Genomic DNA, 18,388 nt, shown 5'->3' on the forward strand with positions numbered 1-18,388 from the left:
CTGAGGCTAAGTAAGCTATAACAGATTTGGTTAGGGTTAATTAGATGCTTTGCAAGAGCCAGGTTACACAATGATGGATAGTCAATTAGATACTCTTCAAAAGCCAGGTCCGATCACAACGGACAAAGTCAGGATATTGAATGTAGACATTGATAATGTCACAGAGTTAGAGGTTCTAAAGCAGTTAGACCGGGGCGTGGTGTTCACCCCGAATGTTGATCACCTACTTTTGCTAGAAAACGACTCAGAGTTTTTGAGTATTTACGATACGGCTGACTATAAATTGTGTGATAGCAAAATTCTCTATTATGTCTCTCGATTTTTGGGGACACCCATAAAAGAGAAAATTTCTGGCTCTGATTTTTTCCCTTCTTTTTGTAACTATCACAAAGAGAATGAAACGATTAAAGTCTTCCTTTTAGGAGCCAAAGAAGGAGTGGCGAGCCAGGCTCAAGAAAATTTGAATACTAAATTAGGTAGAGAAATTGTGGTTGGGGCGCATTCCCCCTCTTTCGGATTTGAAAAGAATGAAGAAGAATGCCAAGAAATTATTGAAGAAATTAACAAATCCGGCGCAACAGTTTTAGCTATAGGGGTAGGTGCGCCCAAACAAGAAAAGTGGATAAATAAGTATAAAGAGCAGTTGCCCAATATTAAGATATTTTTGGCGATCGGAGCAACGATTGATTTTGAGGCGGGTAATAAAAAACGTGCTCCCAAGTGGGTAACTGAGATTGGTTTGGAATGGTTACATCGGTTGGTGTCTGAGCCTAAACGGTTATGGAAGAGGTACTTGATTGGGGGACCGATCTTCTGCTGGTTGATTTTCAAGCAGAAGCTCCATCTCAAGAGCGTTAACAGTCGTCGTGTACTACAGTCAATCCCTGATTTGTAACGTGCAAAGTTGGGGAATGGATTACTCAAAAACTAGCGAAAGTGAACCTTGATTTCTGCTGCGCTGCACTGGTCAATTGCCCATAAATAAATCCATTCCCACCTGTTCCGAGAAAAATCCGTCCAAATACATTCATGTCTCCAACTATGACACGGGGTTTTCCAAAATAACCTTTTGGATAGTCAGCAATCTTAACCCACTTCGCACCTAGATCAATCGAGCGGAAGACTCCGAGTTCACCTTTGACCTTACCCTGAATAAAGACAGTTGGATGGCTCACTCCTGATGCTGTTTTGCCAAATCCAAAGGCTTGAGCTTCGTCAACCATTGCCATTTTGACAAAGTCTTTTCCAAAGTTGCTGGAGCGGTATAACCCTTTCTCTTTTAGACTTAGCCAGACCTCGCCCGCCATAGCCGGAGCTGTTTTAAGATTAGCTCCATCCCACACTCCTGCGGGGAGTGCTTTGTTGACGATTTGCCAGGTTTCGCCTCCGTCGTCGGTTCGGAGCAACAGCCCTTTTTCATGGTGGTAAATGTAAAATGTGCCACCTTTAACAGTATCAGCGGCTAAAGCCTGCTGTCGATTCCATAAATCTGGATGTGCTCCCCTACCAATTTCCTTCTGTTCAAAAAAGGTAATTCGTTTCCAGGTGGTTCCACCATCTTTTGTGAAATAGGGTGGCGTACTATTGCTGGGTTGCCAGACGATATTTTGAGTGTTTGTGGCGGAGACTGCAACATTGCCAAATACTAGGTCGTTAGGATGGGTTTTCTTTTCAATGGAAGGAAAGATTTGCCAAGTTCTAGCATTGTCTCTGGAAAATCCCGCTCTCATGACTTTAGGGTCATGATGACTGGCTCCCACTGAAACTACAAAGTTAGGATTTCCACTACTATAGGCGAGACTTGTTGTTGTAACGAAAACTCCATTCCCATGGCTATGGCGAGGGAAGGCATCTAAGGAGTCATGTCTGAACCCGTCAAAATCTGCGATCGCACTAATCAAGCTTGCCCCATTGGGGGTGCTGATGGCATCAAAAGTAACGGTTTCCTCTATACCATTAACAGTTGGTGACCATTTAACCTCATTACCGTAGCCGTCTTCTGTCTTCCAGACACCAATGCCGTTGGTAAGCCAGACTTGCCCTGGATGGAAGGGAGACACGGCAATACCCCCGGTCAAACTCCAAAAACTCCAGTCGGGCCACCACGAAAGCTTGTCTACGATATTGTTTAACTTTATCCAGTTTGCGCCCCCATTATCGGAACGATAGATCCCAGCGGGACTCATGGGATAAGTAACGACAAAGATGGTGTCCGGTTTGTTTGGGTCAACGGCTACGGCGGAGTAATTCTTGCCGTTTTTTGGAGTAATATTATGCCAACCTGCTGAATTGAATTTCCAGACAGCACCTTGAGGGTCTTTTTCTTGTTTGTAGAATGTCGCGAACAGTTCCCCTTTACTTGTCACTACACCCTGTTGGGGAACCAGTTCAGTAGCAGGGCCACCGCTCAACAGTTGCCAGGTAGTACCTGCGTCGGTGGTGCGGTAAATCCCTTTTCCAGATACGCCAGCGTAAATAATTTTTGTGTTGCCATCAATAGTGCCTGATGATGAGTCAAAGACGACGTATGTCACTCCTGCACGCTGGGGGACTTCTGGGTGAGATTCTCCCACGGGAACGATTGATGGCTTAAATTGCGACCACTCTTTTCCGCCGTCAAAGCTTCTCCATAACCCATCCAAGCGAGAGCCAAAATACACGACATTACTATTGTTGGGGTCTACAGCAAGCCGTTCTCCTGCCCAACGCCAAGGTTCATTACCACCCATTGGGAGTTTGAGGTTGAGGGTTTGCCAGGTATTGCCGCGATCTGTGGATTTGAGTAAGGTTCCAGGGGTTACACCTTTTTCATCAATTTTGGTGTAGGCTCCTGTAGCGGTGTAGAGGATGTTGGGGTCACTGGGTGCGATCGCTACACTTTCAATGTTGATTGGCGTCTCATGAGGTACATTATCTGCTCGTAGCAACTGCTTCCACGTTTGGTTAGCTGGGTTCCAGCGAAACAATCCGCCTACGTCAGTGCGAGTATAAACAATGTCCTCAGCTTTAGGATGGATGACGATACCAGTTACAAAGCCACCTGCCCCCATCTTGACATCGCTCCATTCGTATAATTCGCCATTTGATGCAGTGAATCTAGTTTTGTCAGTCGGTAGAGCAGATATTGTTGTTTCAGCCGTTACAGTGAATAGGCTTTTGGCGTAAATAGCAATACAAAAGGTGATAATTGCTATTGCCAGGTAAGCCAAATTAGCTTTAGTTAGATATTGAATACGTCTCATTTTTGTAATAAACTTACGGCTTCGATTAAGATAAAATTCTAAATTTTATGCCTAGTTTCCGTAAGTCTTGGAATGCTCAGGTTAACTGTGCGAAAAAGTATTTTCCATCTCTTCCAAAATAGGCTTGTATCTTTCTAATGGCATATCCGATTTAGCCGATATGCTAACAGCGATATGTTCGGGACGAATTTCGTCCAGAAAGGTTTTTAACTGTTCATCAGAAAGAGGCTGGGGAAACCAGTAGTTATGACAAATATTGTGTTCTTCGTAGTAATGTCCTGAGTGTTCTTGCAAAATGCGATCAATAAAGATACCGTATAAAACGCATTCACCAAGATGCCAGGAATTGCCCAATGTTTCAATCCATGATCGTCCTGAACGCTGCTCGATATGTTGGCATAATTGCAAAACGTGTTCGCGCCTCCAAGTGATAATATGACCGACATAATCAGGAATGGTCATATCTACATCGGGTAGACCGAGTAAACGACTAGCTGATTGATGCCATTTAAAATGCATTTTTCGTTGAATATCGTTTCCCTTCGGATTACGGAACAGTCGAACCTGATCGTTGCGGACGAACTTATGAAGGTCAAAGTCACGTATAAATACTACATCCGAATCAATCAAGACGGAAACGTCTGCATCAATCTGTTGAGCTGCGGCAATTTTGATAATTTGCTGAATAATCCAGCCTCGTAAGGGAGGGGTTTTTAGGCTCAACCAAACCTGAGGGAAGGAATGTATACTTTTAATCCACCAGGGAAGGATTGATTGTTTGGTAATAATTTGCCGATTAGGTGATTCTAGTTGGCGAAATAGGGGTAAATCAATTTGATCTACAATTACGTAATGTTTGACTGGAGGTGAGATAAATTTTTCTATGCTCCGGCACAAGAGTTGACATCGTTCAAAATCTAGAGCATAGCTAGGAGTAATGAGACAAAAATCAGCATTTTTCATTAAAAAAAATTGGTAGTGACCTCGTTTTTTAGAAATGCCTGAAAAGTCAATCAGATAACCCCAGCTACAGGGATTAAATTAATGTATTCCTGCAAGAATGAGATGCACCAATTTGTTGAAATTCATCTTTTTCGGTTGTGCTATCACTCTTATGAAAATGACATTAACCTACTTAGCTTGTTTACCCCAATAACCAATTCCTGCTCCCTGGTGTAATTCAAGATTAGCCTGGAAGGATAGTACAAGGTCTGCTATAAATGAAATTGTGGCTAGTGGAAGTAGTGCAATTGCCTGCTGTGGAGCTTTATGCAGAAGACTTTGGAAACGGCGAATTAATACAAAGTGGGGAATTAACCACCAGCCCTTTTCCTTGACTGCCGCTTGGATGAGTTTATTCAGCCATAAGGGGTCTTGTTCATTTCTTTGCTTAATCAATAAACCAGCATCTTGCTGTTGATTAGCGTTGGCTAGAAGGTCGCTATAGATCAACTCGTTGAGCGTGCTGCCACGGATCAGCCACTTCTCGTGACGCAGTAGGCGACTGATGCTGGTGTAAGCTTCAAAAACGTGTGATGCCGATTTGGCAAGAATTACTCGATTAGGCTCTTTGGGTGACTTTAATCCATCTGTAACAATCATGGTGTACAGAAAAGCGTCTTGAGTGGGTAACTTAGTGGGTAACCAGATTCTGCGTAACACTTCGGCTTTAGCACAGTAAAGCTGACCACAAATCCAACCTGCACCCCCCTCAACTGCCTTACCCCCCGACAATCCGGACACAGAAGCAGAAAGCCGTTCCATAAGGTTCTTATTTTCTTTAATGGTCACGTCTTTGATGGGTTTATCCACAGCGACCCTAGCTTCAGGCATAGTTTCCAATATATGAAGCATGGAGCGAAGAGTTTGGGTATCAAGCAGTTGAATGTCAGAGTCCATCAGAAAAAGGTAGTCAGCTATGGGGTTGGATAACTGATGGACATATACGTTCCAAGCATTAGACTTTCCTTGTTGTTCAATCTCACACACCCGCCATTGGACATTGCTATGAAGAGAAGGTTTGACCAATTCCTTTAGTGTGTTTTCAGCAACAAGTGCCGTGTCATCGGTGCAGCCATTGGGTACCACCACAATCTCAATCACGGTGTTAGAGTCAGGTTCGTGGAATAGACTCTGCTGGAATAGAGAATGTAGCATTTTGCTAATTAAGGCTGATTCATTGTAGGCAACGATGCCAAGGCTGAGCTTCATTTTTTCTCTCGTTACAAGAAATATTAGGTAGGTGCTGGTGGCTAACCTGAAGATAGAAAAATGCATGTAAATTATTGCATTGAAGCTCCATCTTTTAAATCCCTCAAATATTCAATCAGAAGTTTTCCAAAAAATTCTCTTGTAAATACAATAGTTACCTTAGCTAATAAGAGCTTCATGTGAAGGAATTTTCCCCGGATCATCAATAAAATCTTGAGAGCCTTTATAGCTAATGATCTTAGCTGGAACACCTACTGCTACGGCATTATCTGGTAAATCTTTCGTAACAACAGCATTTGCACCAATAGCCACATTATTACCGATGGTAATAGCTCCAAATATGCAAGCTCCTGGACCTACATAAACTCGATTTCCAAGCTGAGGAGTTCCTCTGTTTTCTCCTCGTCCGCCCACCCCGATAGTAACATGTTGGCTTAAGTTACAGTTTTCACCGAGCTTTGCATCAATATGAATAGTAATTCCAACAGCATGAGGCATGAAAAGTCCTTTTCCAATTTCAGCTCTATTGGGAAATTCACAACCCGTGAGAATTTCAATTAGTTTTTGCCAGATAGCACAAAATATTTTTAAAATCTGTCTAATCACAGGAAAATGAACCTGATAGTGAACCCAGCGGCTAAATCTGTATTGAGTCATAATCCATAATCCTTGCTTCGTTAGGAAGGTAATGAACCAGAGATTTGTACCTGAAAATACATATCGCTTTATGTCAGCCCTCAATTCTTCTAACATCTTGTATAACCTCGTGTATAACTTAGTTGTCTTTCTGTCAAATTAAATGAATAAAAGATGATTTTTGAGTAGGGACATTTTATGAAGTTGATTTTTCAACTAATGCCCTTTTCTTATACTGCCCTCTGATAAAGTTCATGGCTGGTTGCTCAACAAAAAACGTCATTGTAGTAGCCAAAAGGATTGATATACAAATAGCAAGAAAAATACTAATATAGGGATTAAAGTTGTACTGGTATAGCATTCTAATAAGCGCGTAGCCAATATTCTGATGAGTAAGATAAAGACTATAAGAAATTGTTCCCATAAAAATCAGAGGTTTGAGATTAATAAAGCGGAGATAACCTTGTAAAGCTAAATAAAAGAGTAAAATACAGCCAGCTACAATCAGGGTTGTCTGCCATGAATTTTCCCAGGAATAAGCAACTCTCTGTTTTAAAACACAAGCCCCAATAAGAAGCCATCTATATGCGGAAAAACCTTGCTGCTTTTCTCTATATAACATCATGCCAGCTATAAAAAGATGGGCGAATTTAAGAACCAAAATAGTTACCAATAAATTCCCAAATATTTTAATCAAGCCTGAATAATGGTTTCCAAACCCTGTTGTCATTAATGGATAATCAACCGATACCTGCGAGATGCTTGCATAATGAACTTCGGGATTCATTCCTGAAAACCATCCCCAGTGAAACGCATAGCTTGTCAGAGAATAGCACAGAGCAATGACAAACCAACCGGTTGCAATCACCTCAATATATTTAAGAAGCTTAGCCCTATAGACAACAAACATAGTAATATAAAAACAAAGTTCAACTGTAAGTGTCCAGTAAACTCCATCTACATGGGGGATTTTAAAGAATCCCTGAAGCATTGTTAAGTTAAATAATGCTTCTCCAAAACTAACAGATGGCTTGATAGGTAATTGAGTAATTTTAACAACTGTAAATGTTAAAATTATAGCCGCCCAATAAGGTGGATAAAGTCGAGAAAAGCGGCCAACCATAAAATCAAGGCTTGTTTTTGTTCTTTCCAGCGTTAATAACATAACAAAACCGCTGATCAGAAAAAAGAGTTCGACTCCCTGGTGTCCTAATGGAAAATAAAAATGAAGTTCCGACGAGTGTTTATAGTTAACGTCATACCAAGTTGTGTAGTGATAGAGAACAACCGCAAAAGCAGCAATTCCTCGAAAAACATCAAGTTCAAAAAATCTATTTGAGGCTTTATGCATCTTCTCTAATCCCATCTTTAATTGGTTTAAATTCTGAATTCAGCCAAGTTGAAGTCAGAATTACTCTAATAGCCTGTATTACTTAATAGGCAATAACTGCTGATATTGTGTAAGAGCTTTGTCTAATGAAAATTCATCTGCTCTTTCTTGTAGCAACTTGGAGTCTGGAGCTTCCTCTAAGGTTTGGGCGATCGCTTTTGCCATCCCCTCGCTATCTCCCACAGCGACTAATTTCCCGTACTGCCCGTTTGCCAAAATTTCAGCCGGTCCACTTTCACAATCAGTAGAAACAACTGGAGTTCCTGCCGCCATAGCTTCCACCAGGACATTGCCAAAACCCTCCCAAGCCGAGGAGAGAACAAGTACAGTAGCTCGCGCCATGTAGGCATAGGGGTTAGCAACAAAGCCGCCGAAAACCACATCCTCCGTCAAACCCAGTTCCTGCACCAGAGATTCCAGATGAGAACGTTCACCTCCTTCACCCAAAATCATCAATCGGGCTTGGTGCTGTTGCCTTACTCTGGCAAAGGCATGGATTAGAGTCGGAAAATCCTTTTGTTTTTCCAGGCGTCCCACTCCTAAAATCACGGGAGGTTGACTCGGTGAAAACCACGGGTGAGCAATAGATTCCTGAAGTTTTTCACTTAACTCTGGGGTGACGATGGGATTGTAGATGGCTTTGATCTTTACTGAGGGCAAACCCATATCTACCAGGTTCTCAGCTACACCCTGCGACACAGCCACAATCGTATCGGCCCAAGGGTAAAACCACTTAACAAATTGGGGTGTGAATCGCCGCTTGAGCGTAGTAGCATTTTTGGCTTCACGGGAAAGATGATTGTGTACAGTCACAACCACTTGAGTAGAGATACCTGCCAATTTCTTTGCCCAAAGAGCCACCATATTTGTGTCTTCTAGAGCAGAAATTAGGACTGGAGGTTGCTCTTGTTTGAGATAGCGTGCTAGAGCAGGAAGGCTGAAAATCAGTCGGGAACTGTCCAACTTTACAACTCGCACGTTTGGGGGAAGCTGGGACAGATAGGGACCTTCTACCTTAACTAAAACTAGGTCTACTTTTAGCCCCTGTCCGCTAAAACCACGAGCTAAATTAATCATAACTCTCTCAGCTCCACCGCCGTCAAGATCCATCAAGAAAATTGCTACATCAGTCATTCGACTTGAGATTATCGATGGGGGATTTGGTATTGATCTTAAGGTTAAATTCATGGGCTAATAATGTAACTTTTTAAATAGGTTCAACGAGTCTTTTATATTCGGGATAGGTGGCACTTTCTTCGGGGTGAATCCGCCTTACACGCTTCATAGACAGAGCCACCGCGACCAATAAAGCCCAAAAGAGGGAGTTATGCTCAACTATTGTGTTCTCACTGTGGTTGTACATAAAAAAGAAGGTGACGTAAAAGATTGGCCATAGTTCTACAGTCGTTTTACCAGTTCTTAACCAAGCGATTGCTCGAAAATAGGTTACAGCAATAGTCAAGAGAAAAAGGAACAGCCCTATCAGACCTAAATCAAGCGTTATATTGACAAAACCGTTATGAGCATGAGGTGGCTTATACCCTTCTGCTTTCCAAATAATCTCAGCCCCTCCTCCTGTTTGCCAGAAGCCCTGATATCCATAACCTAGCGCAGGGCGTTCTGAAATCAATTCAATTGCCAATTCCCAAAGATCGGTACGACCGCTAAGGGTTGGATCTCGTCCCATACCGAGCAGTATGTTTTCCCAGTTACCTGTAACCAAGACCGCAAGACTTCCTGCTACCAAAATCAGGGTAATGATTAGAGGAATTACTTTTGTGTCTCTCCACCGCAAAGCCTTGTAGAGGGGCAGAAGAAGTACTATCAATAAAAAGAGCAGTAAAGCCGTTTTGGAGCCTGTCAAGAGAATAAGAAGAACACAAAGACCGAAGCCACCCAATAACCAGTAACGATGTCTGCGACTGTCTAAAGCAAGCAGTAAGAAAACGATTGCTCCAAGCACCACAATGCGGGCTAGGACATTTTTCTGCACAAATGGTCCCCGCCAAGCTCCTGCATTCGCCCCAGCTTCTACAGCAGCACCGTGAAACGCGAAGGTAAACAGTAGAGAAAATACAGCGATAATGCCCAAAGCCCATCCCAACATCTGTAGCTGCTGCTTCAAGGTGAAACGTGACGCCATGTACAGCCCAAAGTAGACTGTTTGCAATGTAGTGATGCCCTTGGCTAGTGACCAAGAGGAGAAATCAGACCAGAGGAATGACAGCATGGCAGTTCCCGTTAAGAGCCAAACGAGTGGGTCTCTTAAAGCCGTACGAATGGAACCCTGCCATCGAGCAAGAAGTAGGAGTAATGTAACTACATAAATTCCATGCTGGAACAGTGACATCACAGGATCTAAAGGATTAGATGCGCCAGTAGCATCAGCTTTGGGATCTGGGTCACTGAATAAGCTTTGGCAGCGCAAAACTCCTGATAAAAAGAGCAGGGCAAAAATTGTAAATCTCTTTTCCAGAAAATTTAACAGTGGGTTCATGGCTTTAGGCGGTAGTAGGAAGCCCTCCCATAAATCTCAAAGATTTCTAATGGGGTTGCTGATGATAGATAGCTTTTGACAAGCTTCTGGTCTTCGGCGTCAATACCTCCACTGCACCAATAAAGGTTAATTCCTGTTGCAAAGAGATTATTTGTAAATTTAGATAATATTGGAAAATTAACCTTCATCCAGTACGCTGTAAGGACGTGTATTTTAGCTCTGAGTTTTTGCTTATCACTTCTGAAGGTATAGGCATTGTTATCATGTATTCTCTGGAAAGCTAAGTCTTTCAATGCTATAAAACCTGGACTCACCCCGAAAGCAATGTATTTAATGTAATCATCGCTAGTGATTCTAATAACTTCTGGCATGGGAAGAATTTGATTTAATAGCGAACGATTAAAGCACATGCCCGAAGTTGCAAAATTGAATTGAGGAATTTTATTTTTTAATTTTCCTCGCTTCATATAAGTACTTAAATCGTATTTTCCAGATGTTCCTTTATAGGGGATTTGAGATATTTTTTGAGGGCTTGAATTAATAAATTCTATAGAATGAAAACACCATCCAATGTCTGAATGCTCGGCAAAAGCTTTAACAACTTCTGCCACTTTTTCAGGTTTCCAAATATCATCGGAGTCTAAAAAACAGATAATTTCTCCCCGACTAGCTGCAAATCCTGCATTGAAAGCCGAAGCCTGACCACCGTTTTGCTTTAGGATTGGTATAACTCGCTCTCCGTAACTTTTGATAATTTCTTGGGAATTATCAGTGGAGCCGTCATCAACTACAATAACCTCAACATTAGAGTAAGTCTGGTTCAAAGCACTATCAATGGCTTCAGGAAGAAAACGACCGTAGTTGTAATTGTTTATCAGAATGCTAACTAAAGGGTTATTAGGCAAAATTCGCTACCTCAACTTTTTGAGTTTGTCAGTTAACTTCTTGGTAGATGGCTACTCTGTTTTACTGTATTTTCTCAGGTATAAACTTTAGAGTTGCTTGAAAATTGATGAATTGGTAAACTTTACTGAATTACCTTAAGCTTTACCTTTCATCATCATAGTAATTCCATTTAATCCTATAGCTTTAGTCATTACCCAAGCAAACTTACGCGCTGGTGGATAGAGAAAACACATCACGTAATCCGCACATCCATAGGAAATAACTGTTGCGATCGCAGCACCTATTCCCTGATATCTAGGTATTAGCAATATATTAAGTACAATATTCATTGCAGCACCAAGAGTACTAGCAGCTACAGCAAATCCAGTTAACTCCTCTGTCGCTATCCAAATGTTTTTGACATAACCCAAAAAAACAAATAGTGATGACCATATATGGATTGACAATATTCCTCCGGCAGGAGCATACTCTTGACCAAAAATTAAGACTACTAGAGGGGTTGAAAAAAAAGTCATAGGGATAGCTATTGAATAGACTAGCAATTCTAGAAAATTACAAACTTTTTGAATTTTTTCGTAGTAAAGTGTTTCGCTAACCTGCTTTGCGGCAATGATAGAAGGAGCTGCTGAGGATACAATTGCCGTTGCCATAAAAGGCCAAGTTTCGGATAACCGCACCGCTGCTGCATACACACCAACAGCCTTATTATCTGCTAATTGCCCTAACATGATTTGGTCAATGTATAAATAAACCATGATGGCTAAGTTAGAAAATATTAGCGGCCAGCTTACCTTCATCAGGTTTTTGGCACGCAACCACTTGCCACGCCAAGCCTGAATTTTTTGTCCACTCACTTGATAAGCAATCACTAAACCAATAACAGTTAAAGCACTTTCTATCGAATATGCCAAAGCAAAGCCTATCAAGGGAGCTTTGCTTTGGATCAAGATAACCCTAACCAGCGTCATGATGATGAAAGCAGTGTTCCTTGCTGAAACTGCATATTTTGATTGAACCTGGGATTGAAACCAATCATCTATAACGTTAAATTCTTGAAACAGTAGAGTTGCTGCAACAATGACTACTACAATGCGACTCAATTGATCATCAGGGCGTAGGAAAAAAATGATTCCAGTTACTAATAAGAAAGCTGCTATTCCACTCATCAACCGCAATAAAAAAGCAGTCCCTAGGATTTCATCCTTCCTAGAGGGTTCACTCACAGAGTCACGCACCACAAAATGGTTTAAACCCAAATGAGCAATAGTGGCAAAAATTATGACAAAAGAAATCGCGTAGTTTAAAAGCCCAAACTCATCCACTCCCAAATAACGAGCCATCCAGGCAAGGATAAAAAAACCTACAGCCATACGTAAGACTCGCTCAGCGATTAACCAACTAGCGTTGCTGAGAATTTTACGTAAATTAGGGCTGAAATTTTGAATGGTTAGACTGATTTTTTTTTGCATACAATTAAATTTAAATCTCTTGCTCAATTGCCATTTTTTTTCTAAAATCCAGCCATCATTTTTTTTCTAAAGAATTAAGATTTAAATAGAGAGCTTAACTGCTGCTTAGTATCTCCATCAGAATATGCCTTTGCATGATGGAAATAACTATCAGGTTCATTCTCAACGATGACACCGTTAATCACTAAACCTAGAACATTTTGACTAGATTGATCCAAGGCTTCTTTAGCCGCTTTGGCACTGGCACTGTCAGTAACTCCTGGTCGAGCCACTAACAAAATCCCATCACTCATTTTGGATAAAGTTAGAGCATCGGCTACAAGCAACAGAGGAGACGTATCGACAATCACCAAATCATAAGTCTTGGAAAAATCCTCAATTAATGAGTTCATTCGCTTAGATCCAAGCAGAGCCAAAGAGTTAGGTGGAATGACTCCAGAAGGAAGGACATCCAGGTTAGGAATTACTTCTTTCACTGCTTTCTTTAAGTCAGCCTGACCAACAATGACTTCACTCAGTCCTACTTCATTAGTCAGCTCCCAAATATGATGTTGTTGTGGATGATGTAAATCAGCATCAATTAATAAAACTCGACTTCCCAGTTGAGCGAGTGCAACAGCCACATTGGTCGAGACTGTAGACTTACCTTCTTTCGGAACAGAACTTGTTACGACAATAACTTTCAATTGTCGGTCTGGGCTCAAAAATTTTAGATTTGCCTGAAGCATTCTGTAAGCTTCACTAATGATTGAAGTAGGTAGATTTCTAACCTGGCGTTCCGGTACAGCCTGTACGGTTTTTTGCCCACCAAGCTTAACTTTTTTCTTGGAAGCAGGAATCATACCTAGTAATGTATACCTAAATATATTTCGCAACTCTTTAGTCGTTTTGATAGATGGGTCAGTCAGTTCCACAATAAATGTAGTAACTACATAAAGTAGGCTACCCACTACAATACCTGCTATTAAAATTACCTTTTTACTGCTAGAAGCCGCAGATTTTGGAGCTACAGCAGGGCTAACGATTTGAGCATTACCCACATTTTGATTTTCAGCCAGTTGTACTTGTCCGCGATTTTTCAGAAGAAGCTCGTAGTTCGATTGAGCAATATCTAATTTTCGTTGCAGCTCCCGCTGAGTTTGTTCAAGTTGAGGCAATAAATTTAGGCGTTCTTTGTAAGCGTATCTGCTACGAATGAGAGAGGATAACTGATTGATTAAAGCTTTGCGTTCTGCTTCCGAACTGACTAAGGATTCAGTTAATGTTTCCTGAAGCTTTCCTCCTTGCTGCTTATCGCCTTTCTGAAGACTCTGATATGAAATTTGTGTCTGGTCACCAATAACTTGCTTTGTCCGTTCTTCTAAAATACTCTTAAGAGCCGCTTGCTTACTTTTCAAGCTAATAATAGTAGGATGTTCTTCCCAAAAGCGGGTGCGCTCAATAGCTAACTGATCTTCTACCTGTTTTAGCTTCTCAAATACCTGTTGGACTGCAACAGATTGATTTAGGGAATTCCTGGCTAAGGCTTCCTCAGAAGTCATTCCCATTTTTTTCTGTAGCTCTGTAGCTCGCCCTGTGAATTTTTCAATCTCAGCTTGATTGGTTGCAATTTGCTTATCTAAAGTATCAATAGCTGCTACAGCCGCTTTAGTTTCCTCCTCAAGGTTGGCGATATTATTTCGTTGCTTAAAGATACGTAATTCTGCGTCAGCTTGATGAACAGTTGCTTCAACTTTTGGTAACTGGTCATTGATAAATCTGCCAGCAGCAGCAGCCTCAGATCGGTTAGACAGAATGTTGGTTTTTATGTAGATCTCTATGAGCTTATTCACGACATTGACCGCCTCTTCGCGATCAGTGCTTTCGTAGGTAATGCCCAATACATCTGTGCCTCGCACCGTTCCTACCTTAAGCTTTTTGAGAAAACTGTCATAAGTTAGTGGTTCTCCTTTGGCATTTTTTAGCTTCAAATCTGCGATAGTTTGATTTACAATTGGTGAAGATTTAAGTACCTCAGCCTCCGTGTCGAGAGGAGTATCTTTGCTATTTAAAGCATCGAGCTGGCCAATTTTTTCTCCGGTTTGTGTGACTAAAGCAGAAGTGGTATTTTGTTTTTTAAACCGAAGCTTGCCCGCTGCTTCATAAGTAGGTTTTTGTGACAAGGCTATAGAGGTAGCTACCGCGACAATCGTGCCCCATACAACCGCACCTTGTAGCCAATGCCGTTTAAGAATCAGCCAGTATTTTTGTAAGTCAATGTCTTCTGGATACTCTTTGTATTCCATGAAACCTCAAAAGGAGTAGCGGTTTAGTACTGTAAGTCAGCCAAAAGTTCGGTCATCAGTAGTTGGTTTAGGTAGACGCGGAGACGACTTCTCCAGAACCCCCGCGCCTTTATGCCTCTATCCTATTGGCACCGACTGTTTGTAACTACACCCGTCAACGTCGGTTCAAAATTCCTATTTTGATTAGTTCTTAATGATGAGCAATATAGCTCAGACAGAGAGCGACTGTAGATTCTTATATCAAGGGGAGCTACTCGCTGCTTAGCAGCACTTCCTAGCTCTAATCTTAAAGATTTATTTTCAATCAAAGATTGCAACGCTTTTGCTAACTGCTGCACATCTCCTGGGTTTACTAACAAGCCCGTTTCATTGTGAGTAATTACCTCAGGAATCCCTCCCACTGGCGTAGTAATCACGGGTAATCCCCAACTCATTGCCTCAAGTAAGGCCATGGGTAGACCTTCATTATAGGAAGGCAGCAGGAATACATCAGCTTTGGCTAACAGCTCACTACGCTTGGCCGGCTCTACCCAACCAGCAAAAGTAACATGCTCCTTTAAAGATAGCTTTTCAGCTAAGTGATTGGCTTGCTCCACTTGCCCAATTCCTGCCAGAATTAATTCTGATTGTTCTCTCTGTTCGGGTGTAATCTTGGCAAAAGCTTCAAGTAAATCAAAGACTCCCTTCCGTTTGCCAATCCGTCCAAGAAAGACAATATTAATCTTCTGCTGAGAGTTAGTACGATCAGGAACATTTTCAGGAATTTCCACGGGATTAGGAAGCACCACGACCTGTTCTTCTGTCAAATCACAATTATTTATGTAGAACTCTTTCCAACTCTCTGACAAAGCGATCAGATAAGTACATTTTTGCAACATCCAATTCAGGATTTGCTTAATAGCTTGAGGTTGGCTGGCGTGAAATGTATGAAACTCACAGCCATGAGCGTGCATAATGACTGGCTTACGAAATGCCATACCTATGAGGGTTAAGATAGACAATCGCAACGTGCTCCCCCGTTCAGAGAAATGGATATGAAGGATATCAACTTGGCCTTTTAACAATTTTCCCAAAAAGATTATCAGCGCCCATGTAAACACTTTTAACCGATGTTTACTTGATTGTCTGCTTGGTTCCCCATCCCAAGTAGTAAGGTGTTGAATCTGAAGCTCAGCTGGAGAACTATCGAGAATAAGGCTTTCTACTGATCCCATTCCACCCTTCTCTTCTAAGCTAGGACCGAGCATCAGAACGTTTAGTTTTTTCATGGTCAATAATGGCTAGTGCAATGAAATAGATGGCCAATGCAGCGAAAAGGACAGCAAGGGCAACATTGAAGGTGTTTATAGTCTCCAGAACCTTGCTTGACCGACAACTTTGAGAAGCGACAGTGATTAAATTTTTAGCACTCCTGCCGGAGGAACAATTTCAGCAGCAAAATCGACATAATCTTAGAAGGCTCTCTAGACAATAGTTTTACGAAATTTTTAGGTCTTTAAGAGTTAGTGGCTGTAGGAAGACTTGCTGGTCAGTTCTGACTTGTTCCATCATCGTGCCAAGCAAAATTAGACGAACAGTAGATTACAGGAGCCTGCTTAAACTGCCACTTGCAAACTTGATGAGTAGGGGGAACTAGAGTCTTATCTCTTCTGGGATATCCCAATTTTGTAAATATATCCTCTGAGGTAAGCGCGGAATGAAGTTTATAGGTTTGCTTAACTGTATCCTTGGAACTTTGAAATGCACCGATCTCTTTTGTTACTCTAGCCAGCTCAACAGAGCATTTCGGAAAGAGCTTCGATGAAGCACAGCCTTTGCACAGCTTACTTTCTCAACCTTTTCCAGGTTTTTGGCTACGAATGCTTCACCTTGAAAAATAATCTCTAAGACATTCAGCCGTCAGTAGATTTTTTAGCCCCAGATGAAAAGTTTGGAGTACTCGCTAGCAGAACCGAAGTCTTCAGTTAGTAGATCGCAAATCCCTGGTACTGCACTTTCCTGAAATTCTAAGAGGACAGGCCAAAGGGAATACATTCTAGTATCTTTTTTTAGGTTTTGGCTTGTCTCTTGAGTATAAGCGTACTCAATGCTGGAAATCACACAGGACTCGATACACCCTTGAGTAACCTGTGGAGGTAAAAAAATACTGCTATCTATTCTAGAGCAACTCTGAGTGGGTTTGACGATTTGAATGAGATAACAGTTAATTTGGGCTAGTGTTTTATCTTTGTCTTTAGTAGATTTGCACATCCCACCATAAAAAATATCTTACGTAGGTAGGAGATTGCAATAAAGTTTACATGAAGATTTTGAGTTATTTTAGAGACTTCTTATAAGCTATCCTTAAAAAGCTTTATCAATAGCCATTAAAACAATTCTACCAGTGCAAAATTTAACTTAATCACTCCTCAGTAATGTTATGCACAGAGAATACCCTAATTGAGTACGCAACGCAGGCTAATGTATTCGCTTTTCTTTCAAGAGCTACCTATATAGCTGTCTAATAACCTGACTCTTTCAACTTAACTTGACAGTTTTTGCTTAAGTTGAAAGTTTATCAACTTAAGCTTAGGCTCTCGCATCTTTATACAACTCCCATTGCTGAGTTTGTTCTCTGAGTGGTAAAGGCCCGAAAGTCAGGACAGGCTAGGACTGACTGGTTTGGACATCTCCGATGTCAGCACTTCACCCAGCACCTTGATAAGAGCTTCATTCTGCTGGGGTGTCCCAACCGTAATCCGTAACTTATCCGTTAGCTGGGGCTGATTGAAGTATCGAACTAATATCCCCTGTTCCTTAAGACTTTTGTAAAGGCACTCTGCATTACCCCCAGGGGACTGCGCTAGCAGAAAATTCGCTTGTGATGGCAAGACATGAAACCCCAATTTCTGGAGTTCATCTGCCATCTGGGCACGCGAAACCTTAATCATATTTGCATTGGTATTTTTGTGGTCTTGATCTGCGATCGCCGCTGCACCCACTGCACCAGCCACCGCATCCACGTTATAACTATCTTTGACTTTAATCAATCCCTCCAGCAGTGCCGGGTTAGCCACACCAAATCCCAATCTCAATCCAGCTAATGAATACCCCTTCGAGAGTGTTCTCAAGATAATCACGTTGTCGTACTTCTTCACGACTTCTAGGGCGTCTGTTTCCGCAAAATCTACATACGCCTCATCAATCACCAGCACACCCGATAAATGTGTCGCCAGTTTCTCCAACTCCTCCACGGATGCCACCGTACCCGATGGGCTATTGGGAGAGGCAACAAAGGTTACGGCACCTTGAGTTTCAATTAACGGTTCAACGGGTAGAGTGTAGTTCTCCTGATAGGGAACTTCCACAAATTCGGCTCCCTGGATCTGCGTCAGAGTGCGGTATAGGACATAAGTCGGCATGGGATAGACAACGCGTTGCCCTGGCTCCGAACAGGCACGGATAATCATGGTTAAGAGATCATCGCTACCATTGCCCACCAAAATCCAGTCAGCAGGTACTCCCAACACCTGACTCGCCGCTGCACGGAAAGCACCCGCCATCGGATCGGGATAGCGGCGCAACAGTTCTCCATCAAGTTCCTGTAGCACCTTCAACGCCGCAGGTGATGGGGGATAGGGATTTTCATTCGTGTTTAACTTAATCACTTGGGTGCCTGGTAGCGGCTGCTCACCAGGCACATAACCAGACATGGCGTTGATATTGGGTCTAAAGAAAGTCATGGAACGACAAATTCACTGAGCGGTGGTTAC

The 18,388-nt window shown here is 41.9% G+C and carries 13 protein-coding genes; 1 reads left to right on the forward strand and 12 read right to left on the reverse strand.

Going from position 1 to position 18,388, the window contains the following annotated elements; translation table 11 throughout:
• Nucleotides 1-70 precede the first annotated feature (70 nt).
• The gene (locus tag NDI48_20550; GenBank protein ID MEP0833559.1) at nt 71-895 is read left to right on the forward strand and encodes a WecB/TagA/CpsF family glycosyltransferase; all 825 of its coding nucleotides are present in this window, start codon (nt 71-73) and stop codon (nt 893-895) included.
• A 25-nt stretch (nt 896-920) separates the two neighbouring features.
• Here the strand turns inward: NDI48_20550 and NDI48_20555 are convergent, their stop codons facing one another.
• The 12 genes from NDI48_20555 to hisC form a co-directional block, all read right to left on the reverse strand.
• Nucleotides 921-3,242 (reverse strand): carbohydrate-binding protein, encoded by a 2,322-nt coding sequence (locus tag NDI48_20555; protein MEP0833560.1) that lies wholly within the window; start codon nt 3,240-3,242, stop codon nt 921-923.
• Between the two features lie 81 nt (nt 3,243-3,323).
• Entirely contained in the window at nt 3,324-4,205 is an 882-nt protein-coding gene (locus NDI48_20560) for a DUF6492 family protein (protein MEP0833561.1), read from the reverse strand.
• Between the two features lie 168 nt (nt 4,206-4,373).
• Nucleotides 4,374-5,453: a glycosyltransferase gene (locus tag NDI48_20565; protein MEP0833562.1), complete on the reverse strand. Its 1,080-nt coding sequence runs from the start codon at nt 5,451-5,453 to the stop codon at nt 4,374-4,376.
• A gap of 159 nt (nt 5,454-5,612) precedes the next feature.
• Nucleotides 5,613-6,206 carry a serine O-acetyltransferase gene (locus NDI48_20570; GenBank protein MEP0833563.1) on the reverse strand — a complete coding sequence of 198 codons (594 nt, stop codon included), beginning with the start codon at nt 6,204-6,206 and terminating at the stop codon, nt 5,613-5,615.
• Nucleotides 6,207-6,285: 79 nt separating this feature from the next.
• On the reverse strand, nt 6,286-7,455 hold the full coding sequence (locus tag NDI48_20575) for an acyltransferase (GenBank protein ID MEP0833564.1): 1,170 nt from the start codon (nt 7,453-7,455) through the stop codon (nt 6,286-6,288).
• A gap of 63 nt (nt 7,456-7,518) precedes the next feature.
• Nucleotides 7,519-8,613 carry a glycosyltransferase gene (locus NDI48_20580; GenBank protein MEP0833565.1) on the reverse strand — a complete coding sequence of 365 codons (1,095 nt, stop codon included), beginning with the start codon at nt 8,611-8,613 and terminating at the stop codon, nt 7,519-7,521.
• A gap of 73 nt (nt 8,614-8,686) precedes the next feature.
• Entirely contained in the window at nt 8,687-9,976 is a 1,290-nt protein-coding gene (locus tag NDI48_20585; GenBank protein ID MEP0833566.1) for an O-antigen ligase family protein, read from the reverse strand.
• Nucleotides 9,973-10,881, reverse strand: coding sequence for a glycosyltransferase (locus NDI48_20590; GenBank protein ID MEP0833567.1), 909 nt, complete (start codon nt 10,879-10,881; stop codon nt 9,973-9,975). Before NDI48_20590 ends, NDI48_20585 begins: the two co-directional genes overlap by 4 nt.
• 135 nt (nt 10,882-11,016) lie before the next feature.
• Nucleotides 11,017-12,351, reverse strand: a complete 1,335-nt coding sequence (locus NDI48_20595; GenBank protein ID MEP0833568.1) for a flippase — start codon at nt 12,349-12,351, stop codon at nt 11,017-11,019.
• A 74-nt stretch (nt 12,352-12,425) separates the two neighbouring features.
• Nucleotides 12,426-14,636, reverse strand: coding sequence for a polysaccharide biosynthesis tyrosine autokinase (locus tag NDI48_20600; GenBank protein MEP0833569.1), 2,211 nt, complete (start codon nt 14,634-14,636; stop codon nt 12,426-12,428).
• A 122-nt stretch (nt 14,637-14,758) separates the two neighbouring features.
• Nucleotides 14,759-15,850, reverse strand: coding sequence for a glycosyltransferase family 4 protein (locus tag NDI48_20605; GenBank protein ID MEP0833570.1), 1,092 nt, complete (start codon nt 15,848-15,850; stop codon nt 14,759-14,761).
• A gap of 1,422 nt (nt 15,851-17,272) precedes the next feature.
• Entirely contained in the window at nt 17,273-18,358 is a 1,086-nt protein-coding gene (gene hisC / locus NDI48_20610) for a histidinol-phosphate transaminase (GenBank protein MEP0833571.1), read from the reverse strand.
• Between the last annotated feature and the right edge of the window lie 30 nt (nt 18,359-18,388).

The sequence above is a fragment of the Microcoleus sp. AS-A8 genome, from assembly GCA_039962225.1.
Taxonomy (GTDB): domain Bacteria; phylum Cyanobacteriota; class Cyanobacteriia; order Cyanobacteriales; family Coleofasciculaceae; genus Allocoleopsis.